11 protein-coding genes are annotated in these 16,722 nt (G+C 74.4%); 4 read left to right on the top strand and 7 right to left on the bottom strand.

The window, feature by feature from the left end; genetic code table 11:
- Window positions 1-39 precede the first annotated feature (39 nt).
- On the bottom strand, window positions 40-1,926 hold the full coding sequence (locus tag ACIOFR_RS15980; protein WP_400997060.1) for a copper resistance CopC/CopD family protein: 1,887 nt from the start codon (window positions 1,924-1,926) through the stop codon (window positions 40-42).
- 319 nt (window positions 1,927-2,245) lie between these two features.
- On the opposite strand from ACIOFR_RS15980, the gene ACIOFR_RS15985 reads away from it, so the two are divergent.
- The 3 genes from ACIOFR_RS15985 (at window position 2,246) to ACIOFR_RS15995 (ending at window position 4,684) form a co-directional block, all read left to right on the top strand.
- Window positions 2,246-2,800 (top strand): TetR/AcrR family transcriptional regulator, encoded by a 555-nt coding sequence (locus ACIOFR_RS15985; RefSeq protein ID WP_400997062.1) that lies wholly within the window; start codon window positions 2,246-2,248, stop codon window positions 2,798-2,800.
- Window positions 2,801-2,805: 5 nt separating this feature from the next.
- On the top strand, window positions 2,806-3,690 hold the full coding sequence (locus tag ACIOFR_RS15990; protein ID WP_400997064.1) for an SDR family oxidoreductase: 885 nt from the start codon (window positions 2,806-2,808) through the stop codon (window positions 3,688-3,690).
- Between the two features lie 145 nt (window positions 3,691-3,835).
- Window positions 3,836-4,684 carry a methionyl-tRNA formyltransferase gene (locus ACIOFR_RS15995; RefSeq protein ID WP_400997065.1) on the top strand — a complete coding sequence of 283 codons (849 nt, stop codon included), beginning with the start codon at window positions 3,836-3,838 and terminating at the stop codon, window positions 4,682-4,684.
- A gap of 1 nt (window position 4,685) precedes the next feature.
- Here ACIOFR_RS15995 and ACIOFR_RS16000 read toward each other — a convergent pair whose 3' ends face one another.
- From ACIOFR_RS16000 to ACIOFR_RS16010, 3 genes are read right to left on the bottom strand one after another with little or no spacing between them, the layout of a single operon-like run.
- The gene (locus tag ACIOFR_RS16000) at window positions 4,686-7,031 is read right to left on the bottom strand and encodes an ATP-binding protein (protein ID WP_400997067.1); all 2,346 of its coding nucleotides are present in this window, start codon (window positions 7,029-7,031) and stop codon (window positions 4,686-4,688) included.
- A gap of 3 nt (window positions 7,032-7,034) precedes the next feature.
- On the bottom strand, window positions 7,035-7,655 hold the full coding sequence (locus ACIOFR_RS16005) for a DUF6879 family protein (RefSeq protein ID WP_400997069.1): 621 nt from the start codon (window positions 7,653-7,655) through the stop codon (window positions 7,035-7,037).
- Window positions 7,648-7,917: a hypothetical protein gene (locus ACIOFR_RS16010; RefSeq protein ID WP_400997071.1), complete on the bottom strand. Its 270-nt coding sequence runs from the start codon at window positions 7,915-7,917 to the stop codon at window positions 7,648-7,650. Before ACIOFR_RS16010 ends, ACIOFR_RS16005 begins: the two co-directional genes overlap by 8 nt.
- Before the next feature lie 210 nt (window positions 7,918-8,127).
- On the opposite strand from ACIOFR_RS16010, the gene ACIOFR_RS16015 reads away from it, so the two are divergent.
- On the top strand, window positions 8,128-9,246 hold the full coding sequence (locus ACIOFR_RS16015) for a hypothetical protein (RefSeq protein WP_400997073.1): 1,119 nt from the start codon (window positions 8,128-8,130) through the stop codon (window positions 9,244-9,246).
- A gap of 306 nt (window positions 9,247-9,552) precedes the next feature.
- On the opposite strand, the gene ACIOFR_RS16020 is transcribed toward ACIOFR_RS16015, so the two are convergent.
- The 3 genes from ACIOFR_RS16020 to ACIOFR_RS16030 form a co-directional block, all read right to left on the bottom strand.
- A complete protein-coding gene (locus tag ACIOFR_RS16020) occupies window positions 9,553-11,508 on the bottom strand; it encodes a glycoside hydrolase family 3 protein (protein WP_400997075.1) in 1,956 nt (651 codons plus the stop codon).
- 121 nt (window positions 11,509-11,629) lie between these two features.
- Window positions 11,630-12,817: an RICIN domain-containing protein gene (locus ACIOFR_RS16025; protein ID WP_400997077.1), complete on the bottom strand. Its 1,188-nt coding sequence runs from the start codon at window positions 12,815-12,817 to the stop codon at window positions 11,630-11,632.
- Window positions 12,818-13,377: 560 nt separating this feature from the next.
- Window positions 13,378-16,263, bottom strand: a complete 2,886-nt coding sequence (locus tag ACIOFR_RS16030; protein ID WP_400997079.1) for an ATP-binding protein — start codon at window positions 16,261-16,263, stop codon at window positions 13,378-13,380.
- Window positions 16,264-16,722 lie beyond the last annotated feature (459 nt).

Consider the following 16,722-nt stretch of genomic DNA (forward strand, 5'->3'; position numbering starts at 1 on the left):
GCGGTGCGGGTTTCCCCGGGACGGCGGCGGCGGTCGTCGCTACCGCGGTGACGACGTGATCCGAACGGTCTCGTGCACGGTGACCTGGTCGACCTCGGTGGTGCGCACCGTGATGTCCATGGTCCACTCGCCGGGCATGGGCAGCCTGAGGTCGTACGCCGCCCAGTACCCCTTCTGGTCCTTGAGCCTGGCGTCGAGCGGGCCGATGCCCAGGTCGCGCTGGGTGAGCGCGAGTTGGAGTTCGGGGACGGTCACGAAACCGCCGTCCGCGTCGTACACGACGGCTTCGACCGTGTTCTCGCCCACCCGGCCCGGGGTCAGCGTGATCTGCACCTTGCCGTGCTGGTCGGCCGTCCCCGTGTCGAAGGGGACCATGACCACCTTCACCTGCGGCTCCCGCCCGGCGGCGACCGGAGCACTCCCGGCAGCGGCGCGGCTGGGCTGGGTACCGGTGAGCAGGGTCGTGATGGCCAGCACAACGACACCGAGAACGGCTTCGGCCATCACGGTGCGGCGCAGGCTGCGCCGGTACCGTTCGGCCTCGCCGACGGGAGACTCGACGCCGTCGCCCGCCCCGCCTCCGGCGGAGCCCTCGGGCCCGCCGCCGGAGTCCGTCGCCTCCCGGGCACCGCGGGCGCCGACCAGCTGCGCGACGCTCGCCCGCTCGGGCTCGGGCACCCTCGACGTCGCCGCGGGCTGCGGCTCGTGCGTGAGGCGGGCGGTCCAGCGGCGGGAGACGGACGCCACGCACAGGACGAGCAGCACGACGGCGACCTTGACGACGAGGGTCCTGCCGTAGGCCGTGGTGGTCAGTGCCTCCCAGGAGCCGACCTGCCGCCAGGACTGGTACACCCCCGTGCCGACCAGCACGGCGACCGCGCCGAAGGCGAGAGTCGAGAAACGGCCGATCGCGGACGCGGGCACTTCGCGGCGGCCGGGTCCGCGACCCCGCAGGACGATCACCAGCGTGATCAGACCACCCAACCAGCCGCCCATGGCCAGCAGGTGCAGCGCGGCGACCGGAACGGCCAGCGGCACCTGGAGCCCGGCGGAGGCGTGTTCGGCGGAGGCCCAGGTGAACGCCAGGCCCAGCGCGAGCACCACCCCGGCCGGACGGACACCGACACCGACACGAGCGGCAGGGTCCAGCGGCTGCGAGCCGTCGTCCCGACCGGCGGGCCGCAGCAGCGGGCGCCGCAGCACCACCGCGGCGGCGGCGAGCAGGACCAGCCGTGTGATCAGCGCGATCCCGGGCCGTGCGGTCGCGGTTCGGCCCAGGCGGGCCGAGTCGAACGCCGAGGTCAGCTGGTCCGCCGTCTCGTACGGGCCGCGCAGCAGGAAGAGGGCGACGGTGGACAGTGCCACCATCGCCCACCCGGCGATCAGCAACCGCCGCACCGGGCGAACCGCGGCGGCGCCGGGCCAGCACACCAGGACGAACGCGGCAGCTCCGACGAGGAGGGCGAGCCCGCCGTAGGCGACGTAGCGGAAGAAGCCGTACAGGCGGCCGGCCGCCGTGTCGTCCGGTGAGCCGGTCGCCACCACCGCGGCGGTCTCGGAGGGCTTGCCGATGGAGAAGGTGAACGCACCGGAGACCGGATGGCTGTCGGCGGAGACGACCCGCCAGGCCACCGTGTAGGTGCCCTGGGGCAGGTTGTCGGACAGCTCCACCCGGGCCGTGTTCCCCTTGCCGTCGGCATGCTGCGCCGGGCTCGGGTTCACGCGCTCGTTGGCGGGCGACAACACCCTGAGCGAGTCGTCGGAGAAGCTGACCGACTCGGTGAAGGTGAGCGTGACCTGACGGGGCGGCGCGTCGAGGACCGTGCCGTCGGCGGGGTCGGAGCCGCTGAGAGCGGTGTGTGCGAGGGCGGCGCCGGCCCCACCGAGAACCAGGGCGAACACGGCTGCGACCAGCGCCAGGACCATCAGTGTCGTCCTGGCAGGAGGCGATCCGGTGTGCATGAGGGGCGGCCTCCGGGGTAGCGGCCCTCAGCGGCGGCCCGCCACCGGGACTCGATCGTACGGAGCGGTCGTCGGAGCGATGGTCGGAGCAGCAGGTGGACGGTGTTGCCCACCGGGAGCGACATGGCGGACTCCGCCGGGACCGGGGCCCGGTGACCACGTGTGGACCCTAGCGCTTGCCGGACTTCGGACCGAGCTGGTTTAGCAACTTCTGCTAAAAGCGCCTCCGGGTCGGCGTGCCTCTCCGGTTGACAGGTGATTAGTAAGTGGTTACTAATTAACCATGACCGCGAAGAAGAGTGCCCGCGTCAACGCCACCGACCGGCGCGCCGGGATCGTGGACGCGGCGATCGAGGAGTTCGCCGCCTGGGGCCTGGCCGGGGCGTCGATCGAACGGGTCGCCGCCCGGGTCGGCATCTCCCAGCCGTACGTCTACCGGCTCTTCAGCAGCAAGAAGGAGCTCTTCCTCGCCGCGCTCGACGAGATCACCGCACGGATCTCGACGGCCTTCACCGACGCGGTGGACGGCCGCCCGGCCGACGAGGCGCTCACCGCGATGGGCGAGGCCTACCTCGGGCTGCTGGCCCGCCGGTCCGAACCGCTGATGCTGCTCCAGGGGATCGCGACCGGCGCCGACGAGGAGACGCGTGCCCGGGTGCGGGACAACTTCCGCACGCTGACCGAGCAGGTTCGCAACGCCTCCGGGGCGAGCGAGCCCGAGGTCCGGCACTTCTTCGCCTTCGGCATGCTCGCCACCGTCGGCACCGCCATCGACATGCCGGAGCTCGCCGCCCCGGCCGAGACGTTCCGGCCCGACAACGACCACAAGGAGAACTGAACCCGATGGAGCGCATCCTCGTCATCGGCGCGACCGGCCGCAGCGGCGGCCCCGTCGCCCGCCGCCTGCACCGCGACGGCGCCACCGTCCGCATCCTGGCCCGCGACCCCGAGCGGGCCCGAGCCGCGTTCGGCCCCGGCTACGAGATCGCGGCCGGCGACGTCGAGTCGCCCGACAGCGTCCGCGCGGCGCTGACGGACTGCACCGGCGTCCACGTCGGCATCACCGGCGGCCCCCGGCCCCGGGACTACGACCGCATCGAGCACCTGGGAACCGCCACCGTCGCCCGGCTGGCCGCCGAGGCCGGGGTCCGGCTGCTGACCTACGTCTCCGGGTCGACCGTCCGCGCCGAGCACGCCGGTTTCCCCGGCACCGCGGCCAAGCTCGCCGCCGAGGAGGCCATCCGGGCCTCGGGCGTCCCGTTCACCGTCTTCCGGCCCAGCTGGTTCATGGAGTCACTGCCCTCCTTCGTCCGCGGCACCCGGGCCACCGTCCCCGGCCGCCAGCAGATGCCCTACCGCTTCCTCGCCGCCGACGACTTCGCCGGCATGGTCTCCGCGGCCCACCGCACCGGCACCGCCACCGGCCGGACCCTCACCGTGCTCGGCCCGCAGGCCCTGTCCATCCCCGAGGCCCTGGCGGAGTACTGCGCCGTCGCCCACCCCGGCAGCAAGGTCACCGCCGCCCCGCTGGGGCTGCTGCGCGTGGTCGCCGCGCTCACCCGCGACGCCGCCCTGGCCACCGCGGTCGGGAGCATGGCGTACTTCCAGGACGCCACCGAGGCCGGCGACCCGGCCGAGGCCGACGACCTGTTCGGCGCTCCCACCACCACCGTCGCCGAGTGGAGCCACCGCGCGGCCGGACAGCGGGCATCGACCCGGACGGCGTGACCGGTCCCGCCGGACGTTCCGTCAGCGGTGCTGCGGCGCGGGGGTCGACGGCCGGTGCGGCGTGCCGTCGCCGGTCTGTGACAGCGTCTCCGGGAGACCGTGCCTTCGACGGTTGACCCGGTTCACTGATGTGCCAGGAGGAGCAGTGCCCGACCCCTTGCGAATCGTCCTGATGTCGTACGGCACGGAGGGCTTCTCCGACCTCCACGGTCCGTGTGTCGCGGCCGGCCACGAGCCCGTGGCCTACGTGTGCGCCGCCTCCGCGGCGGGTGCGGCGATCGGCGGCGTCCTGGAGCACCTCCCGCCGGGCGCCGACCTGTTGCTCCCTCACAGCGTCTCCGGTCTCACCCGCGCCCTGGCCGGCTACCGGCCGGACCTCGTGGTGTGCAACGGCTTCCCCTGGCGGCTGTCCGCCGAGGCGCTGCGGGTGCCGCGCCTCGGCGTGCTGAACGTCCATCCGTCCCTGCTGCCACGCCATCGGGGTCCGATGCCGATCCACTGGGCGGTGCGCCACGGCGACCCGGAGACAGGGGTGACGGTCCACTGGATGGACGAGTCGTTCGACACCGGACGGATCCTCGTCCGACGCGGCGGTGTCGAACTGCCGGACGACCTGGACGGCGAGGCCGTCTTCGGCCGGATCCGGGACCTCTCCCGCGAGCTGCTGCTGGAGGCACTGGTGCTAGCCGCACAGGGCCACGCCGGCACCGCTCAGAGCCGGGAGGGCGCGACCTACGAGGGGGTCCTGGGGCAGCACGCGGTCGTCGACTGGTCGGCCGGCCGCCGCGACATCCACGATCTCGTCCGGTGCTTCCGGTTCGGGCAGTTCCCGGTGCCCGGTCCACTCGCCCTGGTCGAGGGGCGTTGGGTGGCCGTCCTCGCCTCTCGCACCGAGCCCGGGCCGGGTGTACGGGTGGAGTGCGCGGACGGCCCGCTGTGGGTCGTGGAGTCGGTGCCCGTCCCCGCTCGCGACGCGTGGCTGCCCGCGGGCTGAATCAGCCGTCCGTGCCGAGGGCGGCCGTCAACCGGCCACGCAGGCGGGCCGCGCCCGGGTCGGTGAACACGTCGAGCAGGGTCAGTGCCTCGCGCCGGTGCCGCCGCACCGCCTCCGGCTCCTCGGTGCGCTCCAGCGCGTCGGCGAGATGGCCGAGGGACGTCGCCAGGTGCCACCGGTCGTCCAGGTCACGGTGCACGGCCACGGCACGGCGGTGGAACTCGCCCGCCTCATGGACCCGGCCCAGTTCGAGGTAGGCGCAGCCGGTGCCGTCCCATGCCAGTGCTTCGCGGCTGCGGTCACCGAGGCCGCGTTGCAGGACGGCGGCGCGGTGGAAGGAGACGAGCGCGTCGGCGGGTCGGCCGACGGCCCGCTGGGCGTGCCCGAGCTGCGTCAGCCAGTGGCCCTCCGCGACGGCGCTGTCGAGGTCGAGGGCGAGGTCGACCCCTCGCTGGGCGCTCTCCAGCGCCTCCTCGGGCCGTCCGCCTTCGAGTTGGATCACGCTGAGGATCCGCAGCGCGTTCCCCTCGGCCCAGCGGTCGGTCCGCTGACGGAAGGTCTCCAGGCCGGCGCGGACCATGGCTTCGGCCTCGGCGAGCCGGCCGAGCGCCGCTTCGACCTCGGCCAGGTTGACCGCCGTACGCGGCTCCCAGTAGGTGTCCTGGAGGGCCTGGAACAGCGCCCGGGCCCGTACCAGGACGTCGTGCGCGTCCGGCAGTAGGCGCCGGCGTGACCACAGCAGCCCGAGGCCGTTGAGCGTCAGGGCCTCGCCGGCGCGGTCGTCGAGCTCCCGGCGGAGGACCAGTGCCGCCCGGTACTGCTCGACGGCCCGGTCGAGCCGTCCGGACTGCGTGCAGGCCATGCCCAGACTCTCGTGGAGCTCGGCCTGGGCGTGCCGGTCCCCGTCCCGCCGGGCGGCCTCCAGGCCCAGCCGCGAGGTCTCGAACCAGTCCTGGAAAGGGTTTCGCACCATGTAGAAGGCGCGCAGTACGATCGCCGACTGCCACACGTACGCGTCCATCCCCAGGGCGGCCGCGGTCCGTACGGCCGCCGCGAGGTTCTCCCGCTCCGCCTCGAACCACCGCATCGCCGCCGTCCCGTCGCCGAAGGCCGCCGGTTCGACGTCGGGGGCGAGCGGGGCCAACGGGACCCGCGGCTCGTGCGGGGCGATGCGTGCCTGGGCGGCGTCCGCCGTGTGCAGGTACCACGCCAGGATCCGCCGGAGGACACGCTCGCCCTCCTGGGGATCCTGCTCACCGCGGACCTGGTCGACGGCGTAGGCCCGCAGCAGGTCGTGGAACCCGAAGCGGTCCGCGGCGATCTGCTCGACCATGTGGGTCGCGACGAGCCCGTCCAGCAGGCGGCGTGCCTGCCGGTCACCCGTCGCGAGGAGGGCGGCGGCGGCCGCGGTGCTGAACTCACCGGTGGGGTGGAGGCCGAGCAGGCGGAACAGTCGCGCGGCGTCGGCCGGCAGCGCGCGGTAGGACCAGGCGAAGACCGAGCGGACGGCGTCGGACTCCTCCTCGTCCTCGTTCGAGAGGGCGTCCCACAGGCTGGACTCGTCCCGGAGGTCCTGGATCAGGTCGTTCAGCAGCATCCGCGGCCGCCCGGCCGCGCGTTCGGCCGCGATGCGCAGGGCCAGCGGCAGGCGCGCGCAGAGCCGGGCCAGCTGGACCAGCTCGGCCGGGTCGTCCCCACTGCGGTAGTCCGAGGTCACCTCGCGCAGGAGCTCGACGGCGTCGTGCTCCTCCAGGACCTCCAGGGTCAGGTGCCGGGCGCCCTCCCGCACGCCGAGGCCGGGCAGCCGGTGCCGGCTGGTCACCACGACCAGACAGCCGGCAGCGCCGGGCAGGAGCGGGCGGACCTGGGCGGCGCGCGAGGCGTTGTCGAGCACGATCAGCAACCGCCGGCCGGCCACCAGGGAGCGGTAGGTCGAGGCCAGGGCTTCGAGGTCCACGGGAATCGCCGCGGCGGGGACGCCGAGGGCCCGCAGGAAGCGTTCGAGCACCTGCCCGTCCGGGAAGTCGCCGCGGACGGAGTGCGCCCAGTGCAGCGCCAGGGAGGTCTTGCCGACGCCCGCGGTGCCGGTGAGCACCAGGATCCGTGCCGCCGAGGGGTGTTCGGACAGCAGGTGGCCCATGGCGCCCTGCTCCGCCGAGCGGTTGACGAAGCCGCGGACGTCCGTGGGCAGTTGCCACGGCACGGGCTCCCCGTGGCGGCCGGGCGGCGGCGGGGCGTGGAAGTGCACGGGCCCCCGGATGTCCCGGGCCTGCACGACGTGGCCGGCGGCCCCGGACATGGACGAGCTGGTGCGGCCGGGGGAACCCTCGGGCGTGTCCGGCTCCACGGTTCAGCGCTCCGCCCGCGCCCGTGCCGGCCCTGGCCCGGAAGCCTCGCGGGCCAGGAAGTCGGCGATGTCCTCGCCCCGGTCGTACAGGCCGGCGATGAACTCCGCGACCCGGTCGCGGACCGCGCGGCCCGTGTGGCGGGTCGCGCCGACCAGGATCCCCGCCTCGTCGTAGGCGATGTCGTAGACCGTGTCCGGGCCCAGGGTGACGAGCTCGGGAAGCGGTCCGTGCCGCTCGAACGGCGCGACCTCGCCGGGGCCGACGACGCGGATCTGCTCGCCGCACTCGGCGCGCAGCCGCAGCAGGTACAACTCCCAGGCCAGATAAGGGGTGAACGGGCACTCGACGACGCGCACGCGCAGCAGGCGAGTCCGGTGTTCGACGGCTGTGCGGGAGAGTTCGAGCAGGTCGTCGCGCCTGGCGTCGACGAGTCGACGGGCGAGGGCCCGGTCGCCCCGGGAGTACGCGCGCCAACTCGGGTCCTCGGGCTCCTGGAAGGTCTGGCGGCGTTCCAGCTTCCACGAGTCGTAGCCGTCCACCGCGAAGTCCCGGCGGCGGAAGTCCTGCCGGTACTCGTCGAGGGGCAACCACGCGCCCGGCACGTCTCGGAGGGGCTCAGACATCCGGTAGGTCCGCCTTCGCGGAGAGCAGGGTGGCCCGCGGGACGACCACCAGCCGCTCGCCCGCGCCGACCCGCACGTCCTGCGGGAGCCCGGCCCGGTAGGCCTCGGTCAGGTCGCGGCCGATCACCGCGATGTCACCGTTGTCCAGCTCCCAGATGTCGGGGCAGCCGTCCCGGCCGCCCGTGGTGCCGAGCTCTCCCGGAGATCTGCCCAGGCGTCGGCTCAGCATCGCATCGGGATCGGCGTCCCACGGCTCGCTCATCACGCCCCCAGGCAGTCGCGTGAGTACTCGATCACACACGGTACACAGGCGACTGACGGAGCGTCAATCTTCGGTCGCCGGCCGACCGTCGGGCCACGCCACGACCGGCCGGGCACCAGGGCCCCGGGGCCCGGCCTCCGGGACCTTCGGCCCACGCCCGGACAGCCCGACCCGCGGCAGTCTGGACAGCACCCGAAGGGAGCAGTTCCCATGAACCCACCGATGACCCGGTCCGCCACCGACATCGTGGTGGGGGCCCGCGGCGAGGTTCGCGCCCACGTCGCGGCCGTCACCATGCGGGCGGCCGTCGACCTGCTCCAGGACCGGCTCCGCACCCGCCTCGACCGGGTCCGGCACCACGGCGACGGCCACCTGTTCACCGATGCCAGGACGGGGCTCGACCGTGTCGTCTCCCGCGACCCGGCCTCGGGCGGCCACCGTGTCGACGTCGCCGTCCGGGCCACCGCGCCGGCACCGGTACCCGCACCCGCCGGGGCCGCCCGGTCCGTGCCGGACCTCGCTGTCGCCCAGGCCGTCGAGCGCCTGGAGCCGAGCGGACCACCGTTGGTGTTCGTCACCGACACCGCAACGGCCCGGGGCACCGTCGTGTACCACCGCTACGACGGCCGCTACGGCCTCATCACTCCCGCGCTGTGGCAGGGCGCGGGTACGGCCCGGCCGGCTGTGGGGGTACGGCCGGGGCGAGGAGCAGGTGGGGCCGGGGACGGGTGGGGCCGCCCCCGGCCCCACCGGCCCGCCGCCCCGCACCGGGCCGGGCCGCCGTACTCCTCCACCAAGCGCGTCGACGGCCGGGGCGGACCGGACGGCGAGGTCTCCACGTTGCTGCACGACACGGTGCACGGCGGCGACGAGCTCACGCTGTCCGCCCCGTTCGGTGACGTGGCCCTCGACGACTCGGACGACCCGCTGGTCCTGGTCTCCGCGGGGATCGGCTGCACGCCGTTGGTCGGCATGCTCGAACACCTCGCCGCGACCGGCTCGACCCGCCCGGTCACGGTCCTCCACGCGGACCGCTCGCCCGACGAGCACGCGCTGCGGGCCCGGACCCGGGAGCTCCTGCGGCAACTGCCGGACGCCCGAGCCGAGTTCTGGTACGAGCAGCCCGGCGCCGACGAGCCGGACGCCCACGCCGGCCTGATCGACCTGAGCGGCTCGGTGCTGCCCGAGGACGCCCGGGTCTACCTGTGCGGGCCCCTGCCCTTCATGCGCGAGGCCCGCGCGCAGCTGCTCCGGGCCGGGATCCCGGCCCGGAGCATCCGGTACGAGGTGTTCGGCCCCGACCTGTGGCTGGCGGACGCCACGGCCTGACGGGGCGTGACGGTGGCGCGAGCCGGCGCAGCGGGGACCGGTGGTTCGCCGGTGCGGTGGGTCTGCCCGTCGTTCCCACGGTCTCGGCCGCGCGTCCCCCGCCCCTTCTCATCTGGCCGCCGACGGGTGATCGGTGAAGGTCTCCACCGACGTGGACCCGGCCCGTCCTCCCCCACGGGGTCGGACCGCGTCCTGACGGATCGTTGGCGAGCCGGCACCGGGTCAGGCTCCGGAGCGGTGTCCGATGCCGGGTTCGGTGATCGGGTGGCGGGTCGACTCCGGCGTCCTTCGCCGGGCTCCCGCGGGTCAGCCCCTCGTGGTCAGGCCGAAGCCGTAGGGGAACAGCGGGTCGTCGTGGGCGTCGCCGGTGTTGATCGGTTCCTGAGCCTCGCTGCGCGGCCAGGTGACGGGGAGCTTGCCGGTGAAGGGGCGCTTGCCGAACAGGACGTCGGCGACGCCGTCCCCCTCGCTGCCCGGGAGCCAGGACATCACGAAGGCGTCGGCCTGTGGCAGTTGGCCGGTGACGATCTGGGGGCGGCCGGCGACGTCGAGCACGATGCAGGTGGCGATCGAGGAGCAGACGCGGTCGATGTTCGCCCTGTCGGTGGCGGAGAGTTCGAGGGTGTGGCCGCCGACGCCGACGTCGCCGAGGCCTTCGGCGTAGGGGGTTTCACCGACGACCACGATGCCGACGTCGTGACCGGCGGTGGCGGCGCTGGCGTCGGCGCTGTAGGTGACGTTCCCGGCGACGTGCCGGATGCCCTGGAGGATGGTGGTGCCGGGGAAGGCGGTGTTGCCGGACTGCCCCTGCCAGGTGACCGTCCAGCCGCCGGCCTGGTTGCCGAGGTCGTCGGCGTTGACGCCGGCGACGTAGATCCGCTGGGAGGGCGCGAGCGGCAGGGCGTGGTGGTCGTTCTTCAGGAGCACCTGGGATTCGGCGACCGCGCGGCGGGCGACGGCCCGGTGGGCGGGTGAGCCGATGGTGCCGATGTTGGTGCGGTCCGTGTAGGGGTGCTCGAACAGGCCGAGGTCGAACTTGGCCCGCAGGATGCGGGAGACGGCGTCGTCGATGCGCGACATCGGTACCCGGCCGGCCCGGACCTCCGCCGAGAGGGCCTGCTCGAACTGCGGCGCGTCGTACGGCTGCATGAACATGTCCATACCGGCGTTGACGGAGGTCCGGACCTGGGTGGCGAAGTCTCCCGGGAGTTCGGTGATGGCGTCCCAGTCGCTGATCAGGAAGCCGTCGAAGCCGATCCTGCGCTTCAGGACGTCGGTGAGCAGTTCCTTGCTGGCACTCATCCTGACCGGCAGGCTGCCGGGGACGTCGGTCCACTGCACGGACGAGTAGGACGGCATGATGCTGCCGACGTGGTGGACCTGGACGGCCGTGACGTACGGCGCGAGGTCGACGGCGTCGAAGCGCCGGTGGCTGGTGACGGTGACGCCGCGGTCGATGGTGTAGTCGCCCGTGGTGGACGTGCCGTACGTGGTGTCGCCGTCCCCGGCGAAGTGCTTGACGGTGGCCAGCACCCGGTCGGGCCGGGCCAGGTCGCCCCTGCGGGTTCCCTGGAAACCGTCGACGGCGGTCGTCATCTGCCGTACCAGCGAGGGGTCTTCGCCGAAGCTCTCGTAGGCCCGGCCCCAGCGCTCGTCCCTGGTGACGCACACGCAGGGGGCGAAGACCCACTGCGGGCCGGTGGCCCGGGTCTCGGTGGCGGTGATGTGTTCCTCCTCGGCCACCAGCCGGGGATCGCGGGTGGCGCCCATGCCGATGTTGTGGGGGAAGATCGTCGCACCGGCGAGGTTGCCGTGCCCGTGCACGGAGTCGACGCCGTACAGCAGGGGGATGTGCAGGCGGGTCGTCAGCGCCTGCCGCTGGTAGCCGTCGACCATGTCCGCCCAGGCCGTGGGTGTGTTGGGGGTCGGGGTGGAGCCGCCGCCGGACAGCAGCGAGCCGAGGCCGAGGGCGGCGATCCGGGTCGGGTCGGCGTCGACGGAGCCGCGTTCGGCCTGGGTCATCTGGCCGATCTTCTCCTCCGGGGTCATCCGGCCGAGCAGGTCGGACACCCGTACCGCCGCGGGCAGTTCGGGGTTGAGGTACGGCGGCGTTCGACCGGCGGAGGCGGCCGCGGCGCCGGGTCCGGACTCGGCGAGCGCCGAGGACGACGGGACGGCTGCGGCGATCAGGGTGGCCGCGGCCAGCAGGACGCCTGCGGCGCGCCGGCCGGTGCGGGGTCCGGGTACGAGTGGGTGCCTCACGTCGGTGCTCCTTCGGGTGGGGTCGAGCCGGGGGTACCGGGTCGGTACCGCGATCGGTGTGGCGCCCCGCGGCGTGGTCGCCGCCGCGGGGCGCCGGGCAGGGCGGTGGCGGTCGGACGGGCTACCTCGACGTCCAGACCTGGTTGGGCTGGGTCCCGCCGCCGTAGCAGTCCCAGATCTGCAGGAGGGCGCCGTTGCCGGACCCGCCGGCGTCCAGGCACTTCCCGGACGCGGGGTTGACGACGGTGCCGTCGGCGTTGAACCGCCACTGCTGGGCGCCGGTGCCGTTGCACGACCAGAGCTGCACCTTGGCGCCGTTGACCGTGGAACCACCGGCCACGTCGAGGCACTTGCCGGACTGCGGGTTGACGACGGTGGCACCGGTCCGGGTCCACTTCTGGTTCCAGCCGGTCCCGCAGTCCCACAGCTGGACCGGGGTGCCGTCGGCCGTGCCCCAGTCCTTGAGGTCCAGGCAGCGGCCGCTCGCCCGACCGGCGACCGTGCCGGACGCGCCGCCGGAGCCGTTGGACTCGTAGGAGAAGGAGTTCACGGCCAGGCCGGGGCCGCCGACCCAGGGCTCGAAGCCGAACTGGACGCTGGTCATGTACCACGCCGGCGACAGGTAGCCGCGGCTGATCGAGTCGTCGGTGAAGTCCTTGATGTTCACCGTGATCGTGTTGGTGGGCTGCTGGCGGACGTAGGAGACGGTGTTCCAGGCGACGCCGTTGTTCTGGCGGCCGTACCACACGTCCCAGTCGGCACCCTCGATCCAGACGGTGGCGACCTTCGAGCCGAACGGCGAGGGCGGCCCGGAGTGGTTGGCCCAGATCATCATCTCCTCGCCGTTGTTCTGGCCCGACGGGTTGGCGCCGGTGTCGAACCAGAGGTCGTACGCGGCGTCCCACTGCCCGTCGGCGGTCGAGAAGTCGACGCTGGACTGCGGGTTGCCGAAGGCGGAGACCTGCAGCGGAAGGCCGTTGCCGCTGGAACAGTTGCCGTAGTGGCAACCGGCGTAGATCGACGGGTACGACGCGGGCGCGCCGCCGGTGGAGACGTTGTGCCAGCCCTTGGTGATCTTGAAGCCGTTGTCGTTCACGTCGATGCACTGCTCGATCGAGTCGCCCCACTCGTTGTTCTGGACGACGTACTTTCCGCCCGAGACCTTCGTGCTGTCGGTCCGGCCGCAGAGGCTGGTGCTCGCGGACGCCGGCGAGGCGCCGGCCAAGGAGAGGGCGGCCATCAGCAGCGCGGCCACGAGGGCCGCGAGGGTCGCGGCGCCGGGGTGGGGCCGGGGACGGGATCCGGGCATGGGAGTCCTTTCGATCGCCGGGCGGGTCGGTGACGCACCCGGATGATGGGGGACGTGCGACGGGCGGACGGGCGGACGGGCAGCGTGGGAGCGCTCCCGCGAGCGGCGGTGCGGACGCCTGCTCCTTCCGGAAGCGACCCGCGGGACACGTGCGGCACGCGGGGCGGGACGACTCCGGCGGGGCCGGCTCGGGTGGTGGAACCAGTGCGCGTCAGGCGAGCCGAGTGACTCACCGCACTGCGACACATGAAGCCAGCGGGGCTGACGGGCTGTCAAGGAGTCCGTCTGCCTTCAAGTTGTGAAGCCAATGCGACATGTCCCTGACGAGGGGAAATCGATTTCGCCGCACCGAAGTCGACACCGGACGCGGCCCGCCGACCCGGGCCGGGCGATCTTCAGTCGCCCAGCCGAACCCGATCCGACCTGTTGGCCGACGGCACTTCGAGCTCACACCACCGACCGCCGGACACCAAAGGGCCGACCGTCACCCCGGACGGCGCGCGCCCGGCGAGGGACGCAGCCGCCCGAGTGTCATGGACCCGTCAGTTCACCAGTCAACGTCACGAATGCGCCGGGTCCTCACCCCTCGGCGCCGATCCGTCGAGCACGGCGGCGACGGTCTTGCGGGTGGCGTCGAGCTTCTTGAGGACGTTGGCGACGTGGTGCTCGACGGTGCGGCGGGAGAGGAAGAGCGTGTCGGCGATCTCCTGGTTGGTGGCGCTCCGGGCGAGCAGGTCCGCCACCTCCTTCTCCCGCGGTGAGAGCTGGTCGCCGTAGCCCCGGCGGCCGGGTGCCGGGGCCCGGGTGAGGCCGAGCTCCTGGGCGAGCCTGCGGCTCCGGGCGAGGTCCGCCGTGGCCGCCAGGTCCGTGTACACCTCGGTGGCCCGGACCAGCAGCGCGGCGGCCTCCTCCGGGCGCGGCCGGGCCAGCGCCCGGGCCCGCAGTTCGACGGCCCGGGCCGCGGGGTACGGGCGGCCGATCTCCTGCCACAGCCGGAACGCCTCGGCGAACTCCGCCGCCGCCCGCTCCGGGTCGCCGTGCTCGGCGAGGAATCCGCGGGCGGTGTGCAGCTCCGCCGTCGCCGCCGGCGCGCAGCGGCCGCGGGTTCCGGCCTCGGCCTCGGCGACGAGGTCGGCGGCGGTCCGGTACGCGCCGCTCGCCAGCGCCGCCTCCACGGCGACCTCGACCAGGCCCTGCACCCTCGGCCAGGCGTCGGCCCGGCGCACGGCGGCGAGGCCGTCCCGGGTGACGGACCAGGCGCCCCGCGGGTCGCGCTGGGCGAGCCGGACCGCGGCCGTGCCGGCGACCGCCCGCGCGGTGACGCTCAGCGCCGGCTGCCCCGGCCGCATGGTCCGCGCGAAGTGTTCCGCGGCGCGATCGCGCCGGCCCTGGGCCAGGCCGAGCACGCCCAGGAAGAGGTCACGCTCGTCGCCCACCAGCGCGACGTCCGGGTAGGTGGCGCTCAGGCTCTCGAAGCGGTGCTCCAGCCCGTCCCAACGGCCGGCCAGTCCGGCGAGGCGCAGCCGGTCCACACCCACGTAGAGATCGAGGACCGAGAATCCGCTGACCCGCGCCAGCTCCAGACTCCGGTCGAGGAGGGTGGCGGCACGGCGGTCCTCGCCGAGGTCGATGGCGATGTCGCCGACGTTGAACATCGCGCGCACGTTCTGCCGCAGCACCATCACGTCCTCCCCCACCCCGGGGAGTTCCTCGACGGCGGCCCACACCCCGGGATCGCCCGCCCAGGACCGCAAGGACAGCCGTGTCGCGCGGACGTGGGCGACCAGGGCGGCGTCCTCGTGGTCGCGCACCGCGGCCTCGGCCCGCGCCAGCCACCGTTCGGCCTGCTCCGGACCGGCGTACTCGTCCATGCCGAGCGCGAGCAGGGCGGGCACCGCCTTCGGCGAGGTGTCGCCGAGTTCGTCCACGGCCCGGGCCAGCTCGTCGTTCCCCACCAGGTCCGCCCCCTGGTTGAGCAGGAGCAGCCCGAGGCCCACCCTGATCTCCCCGCGGGTGGCCCGCGGCAGGCGGTGGTCGGCCAGGATGGTGCGCAGGGCCCTGGCGTTGGTGTCGACGTCGACGCCCAGACCGGCGATCGGCGCCAGCCCGAGGGCCACCCGCGAGCGGGTGCGCTCGTCGAGGTCAGGCTGCTGGAGCAGCTGCCGCAGCAGGGTGGCGGCCGTTCCGTGGTCGCCGAGGGCGGTGGCCCGGTCGGCGGCGCCCTCCGCGCGGCGGATCCAGGCCTGCCGGTCGCCGAGCGCGAGGGTGTGGTGGGCGACCTGCACCACGGGCGGCGGCGTCCGCGCCTCCAGGACCCGGACGGCGTTCGCGTGCAGGCGCAGGCGGCTCGGTTCGGGCAGCCGGCGGTAGGCCACCAGCCGGGAGAGCACGTGCCGGAACGCGTAGCGGTCACGGTCCGTCTCGCGCAGGACCGACGCCCGCAGCGCCTCCACCAGGCCGGCCGCGCCCTGCTCGGGGTCGAGCCCGGCCACCTCGTACAGCAGCCCTTCCGTGGACGGCACCTCCAGCACCGCCGCCGCCTCCACGACCGCGATCGCCGGCTCCGAGAGCCGTACCAGCCGGTCGGTGACGGCCTCCCGCAGCCCGTGCGGGACGTCCACGTCCCGTAGCGGCACGTCGTCGGCCCGGGTGGAGGCCGAGCGGTTGTCGCGCAGGGTGATCAGGTGCTCCTCCGCCACCAGCGGCAGCCCCTCGCTGCGCCGGAAGAGGGAGGCGCCCAGGTCCACGTCGACCGGGCCGCCGAGGGCCGCGGAGGCGAGGTCGCGGACGTCGGCCTCGCCCAGCGGGGTCAGCTGCAGCACCGTTCCGCTGGTACCGGGCGGCCTTCGGTAGGCGGCACCGAGCACCGGCGTGTCCAGCGGCAGGTCCTCCGCCCGGTAGGTGAGGACCAGGCACAGGTCCTCGGAGAGGTCCCGGGCCAGGAGCAGCAGCAGTTCCCGGGTGGCCTCGTCGGCCCAGTGCGCGTCCTCGACGATCAGGACGGTCGGCCCGAGCGCCGCCAGGAACGCGCGGACCGCCTGGACCACCTGCATCCGTTCCGCGCCCGGGTCCGGGGCGCGCCCGGCGGCGGGCGGCATCCGGTCCGCGAGCCCGGGCAGCAGGTGGACCAGGCCGCCGGCCGCCGCCGGCAGTCCGCCGGCGGGCAGCGCGGGCCCGGCCTTCTGCAGGGCCTCCACCAACGGGCCGTACGGCAGCGGCTCGCGCAGCGGGTGGCAGAACCCGGTCAGGACGCAGCGCTGCTCGCCGGCCAGTCGGGCGGCCGCCTCCCGGACCAGCCGGGACTTGCCGATCCCGGCCTCCCCCTCCACCAGCACGACCGCCGGCGGGTGCCGGGCCGCCGCCAGCAGCAGGTCCAGTTCCCGGGCCCGGCCGACGAACGGGAAGCCCGTGGCGGGCCCCCCGGTCTGGTCCGACGCGTCACTCACGATGATCACCTGTCCTGTTCCACCTCACCGTAGCCCGGCCGCCGGGCCCGCCGCACCGCGCGTCCGCTGCGGGCCCGCCCGGGTGGCGTCGCCGCGGGCGCCCGGGCCCGGTCCGGCCGATCGAGCCGGGCCCGCGGCACCGGTCGTCCGCCCGGACGCACGCCCTTGTCGCCCGAGTACGTCCGGTACGAGCACGTCGTCCCGGTCGCCCGGTCCGTCCGGGCCCCGAGCGGCGGGCGGCCGGTGGCCGCCGGAGCGGCGACGGTGGCCGGCAGCGCCGTACCGGAACACGTCCTCGGGCGGCCGCGCGGCCGGTCCGGCCCAGGTGTTCGCCACCGCACCGGTCACCCCCGGGCGCCGGGCCGGGCGGTGGCCGGTGTCCGGCTGCCCCGCGACGCCGGTACCGGGGGCGGGCGCGTCCGCGTCATCGGCTTCCCCGGCCCCGGTCCCGCCCGGGGT

It is taken from the genome of Kitasatospora sp. NPDC088346, from assembly GCF_044740765.1.
GTDB lineage: Bacteria > Actinomycetota > Actinomycetes > Streptomycetales > Streptomycetaceae > Kitasatospora.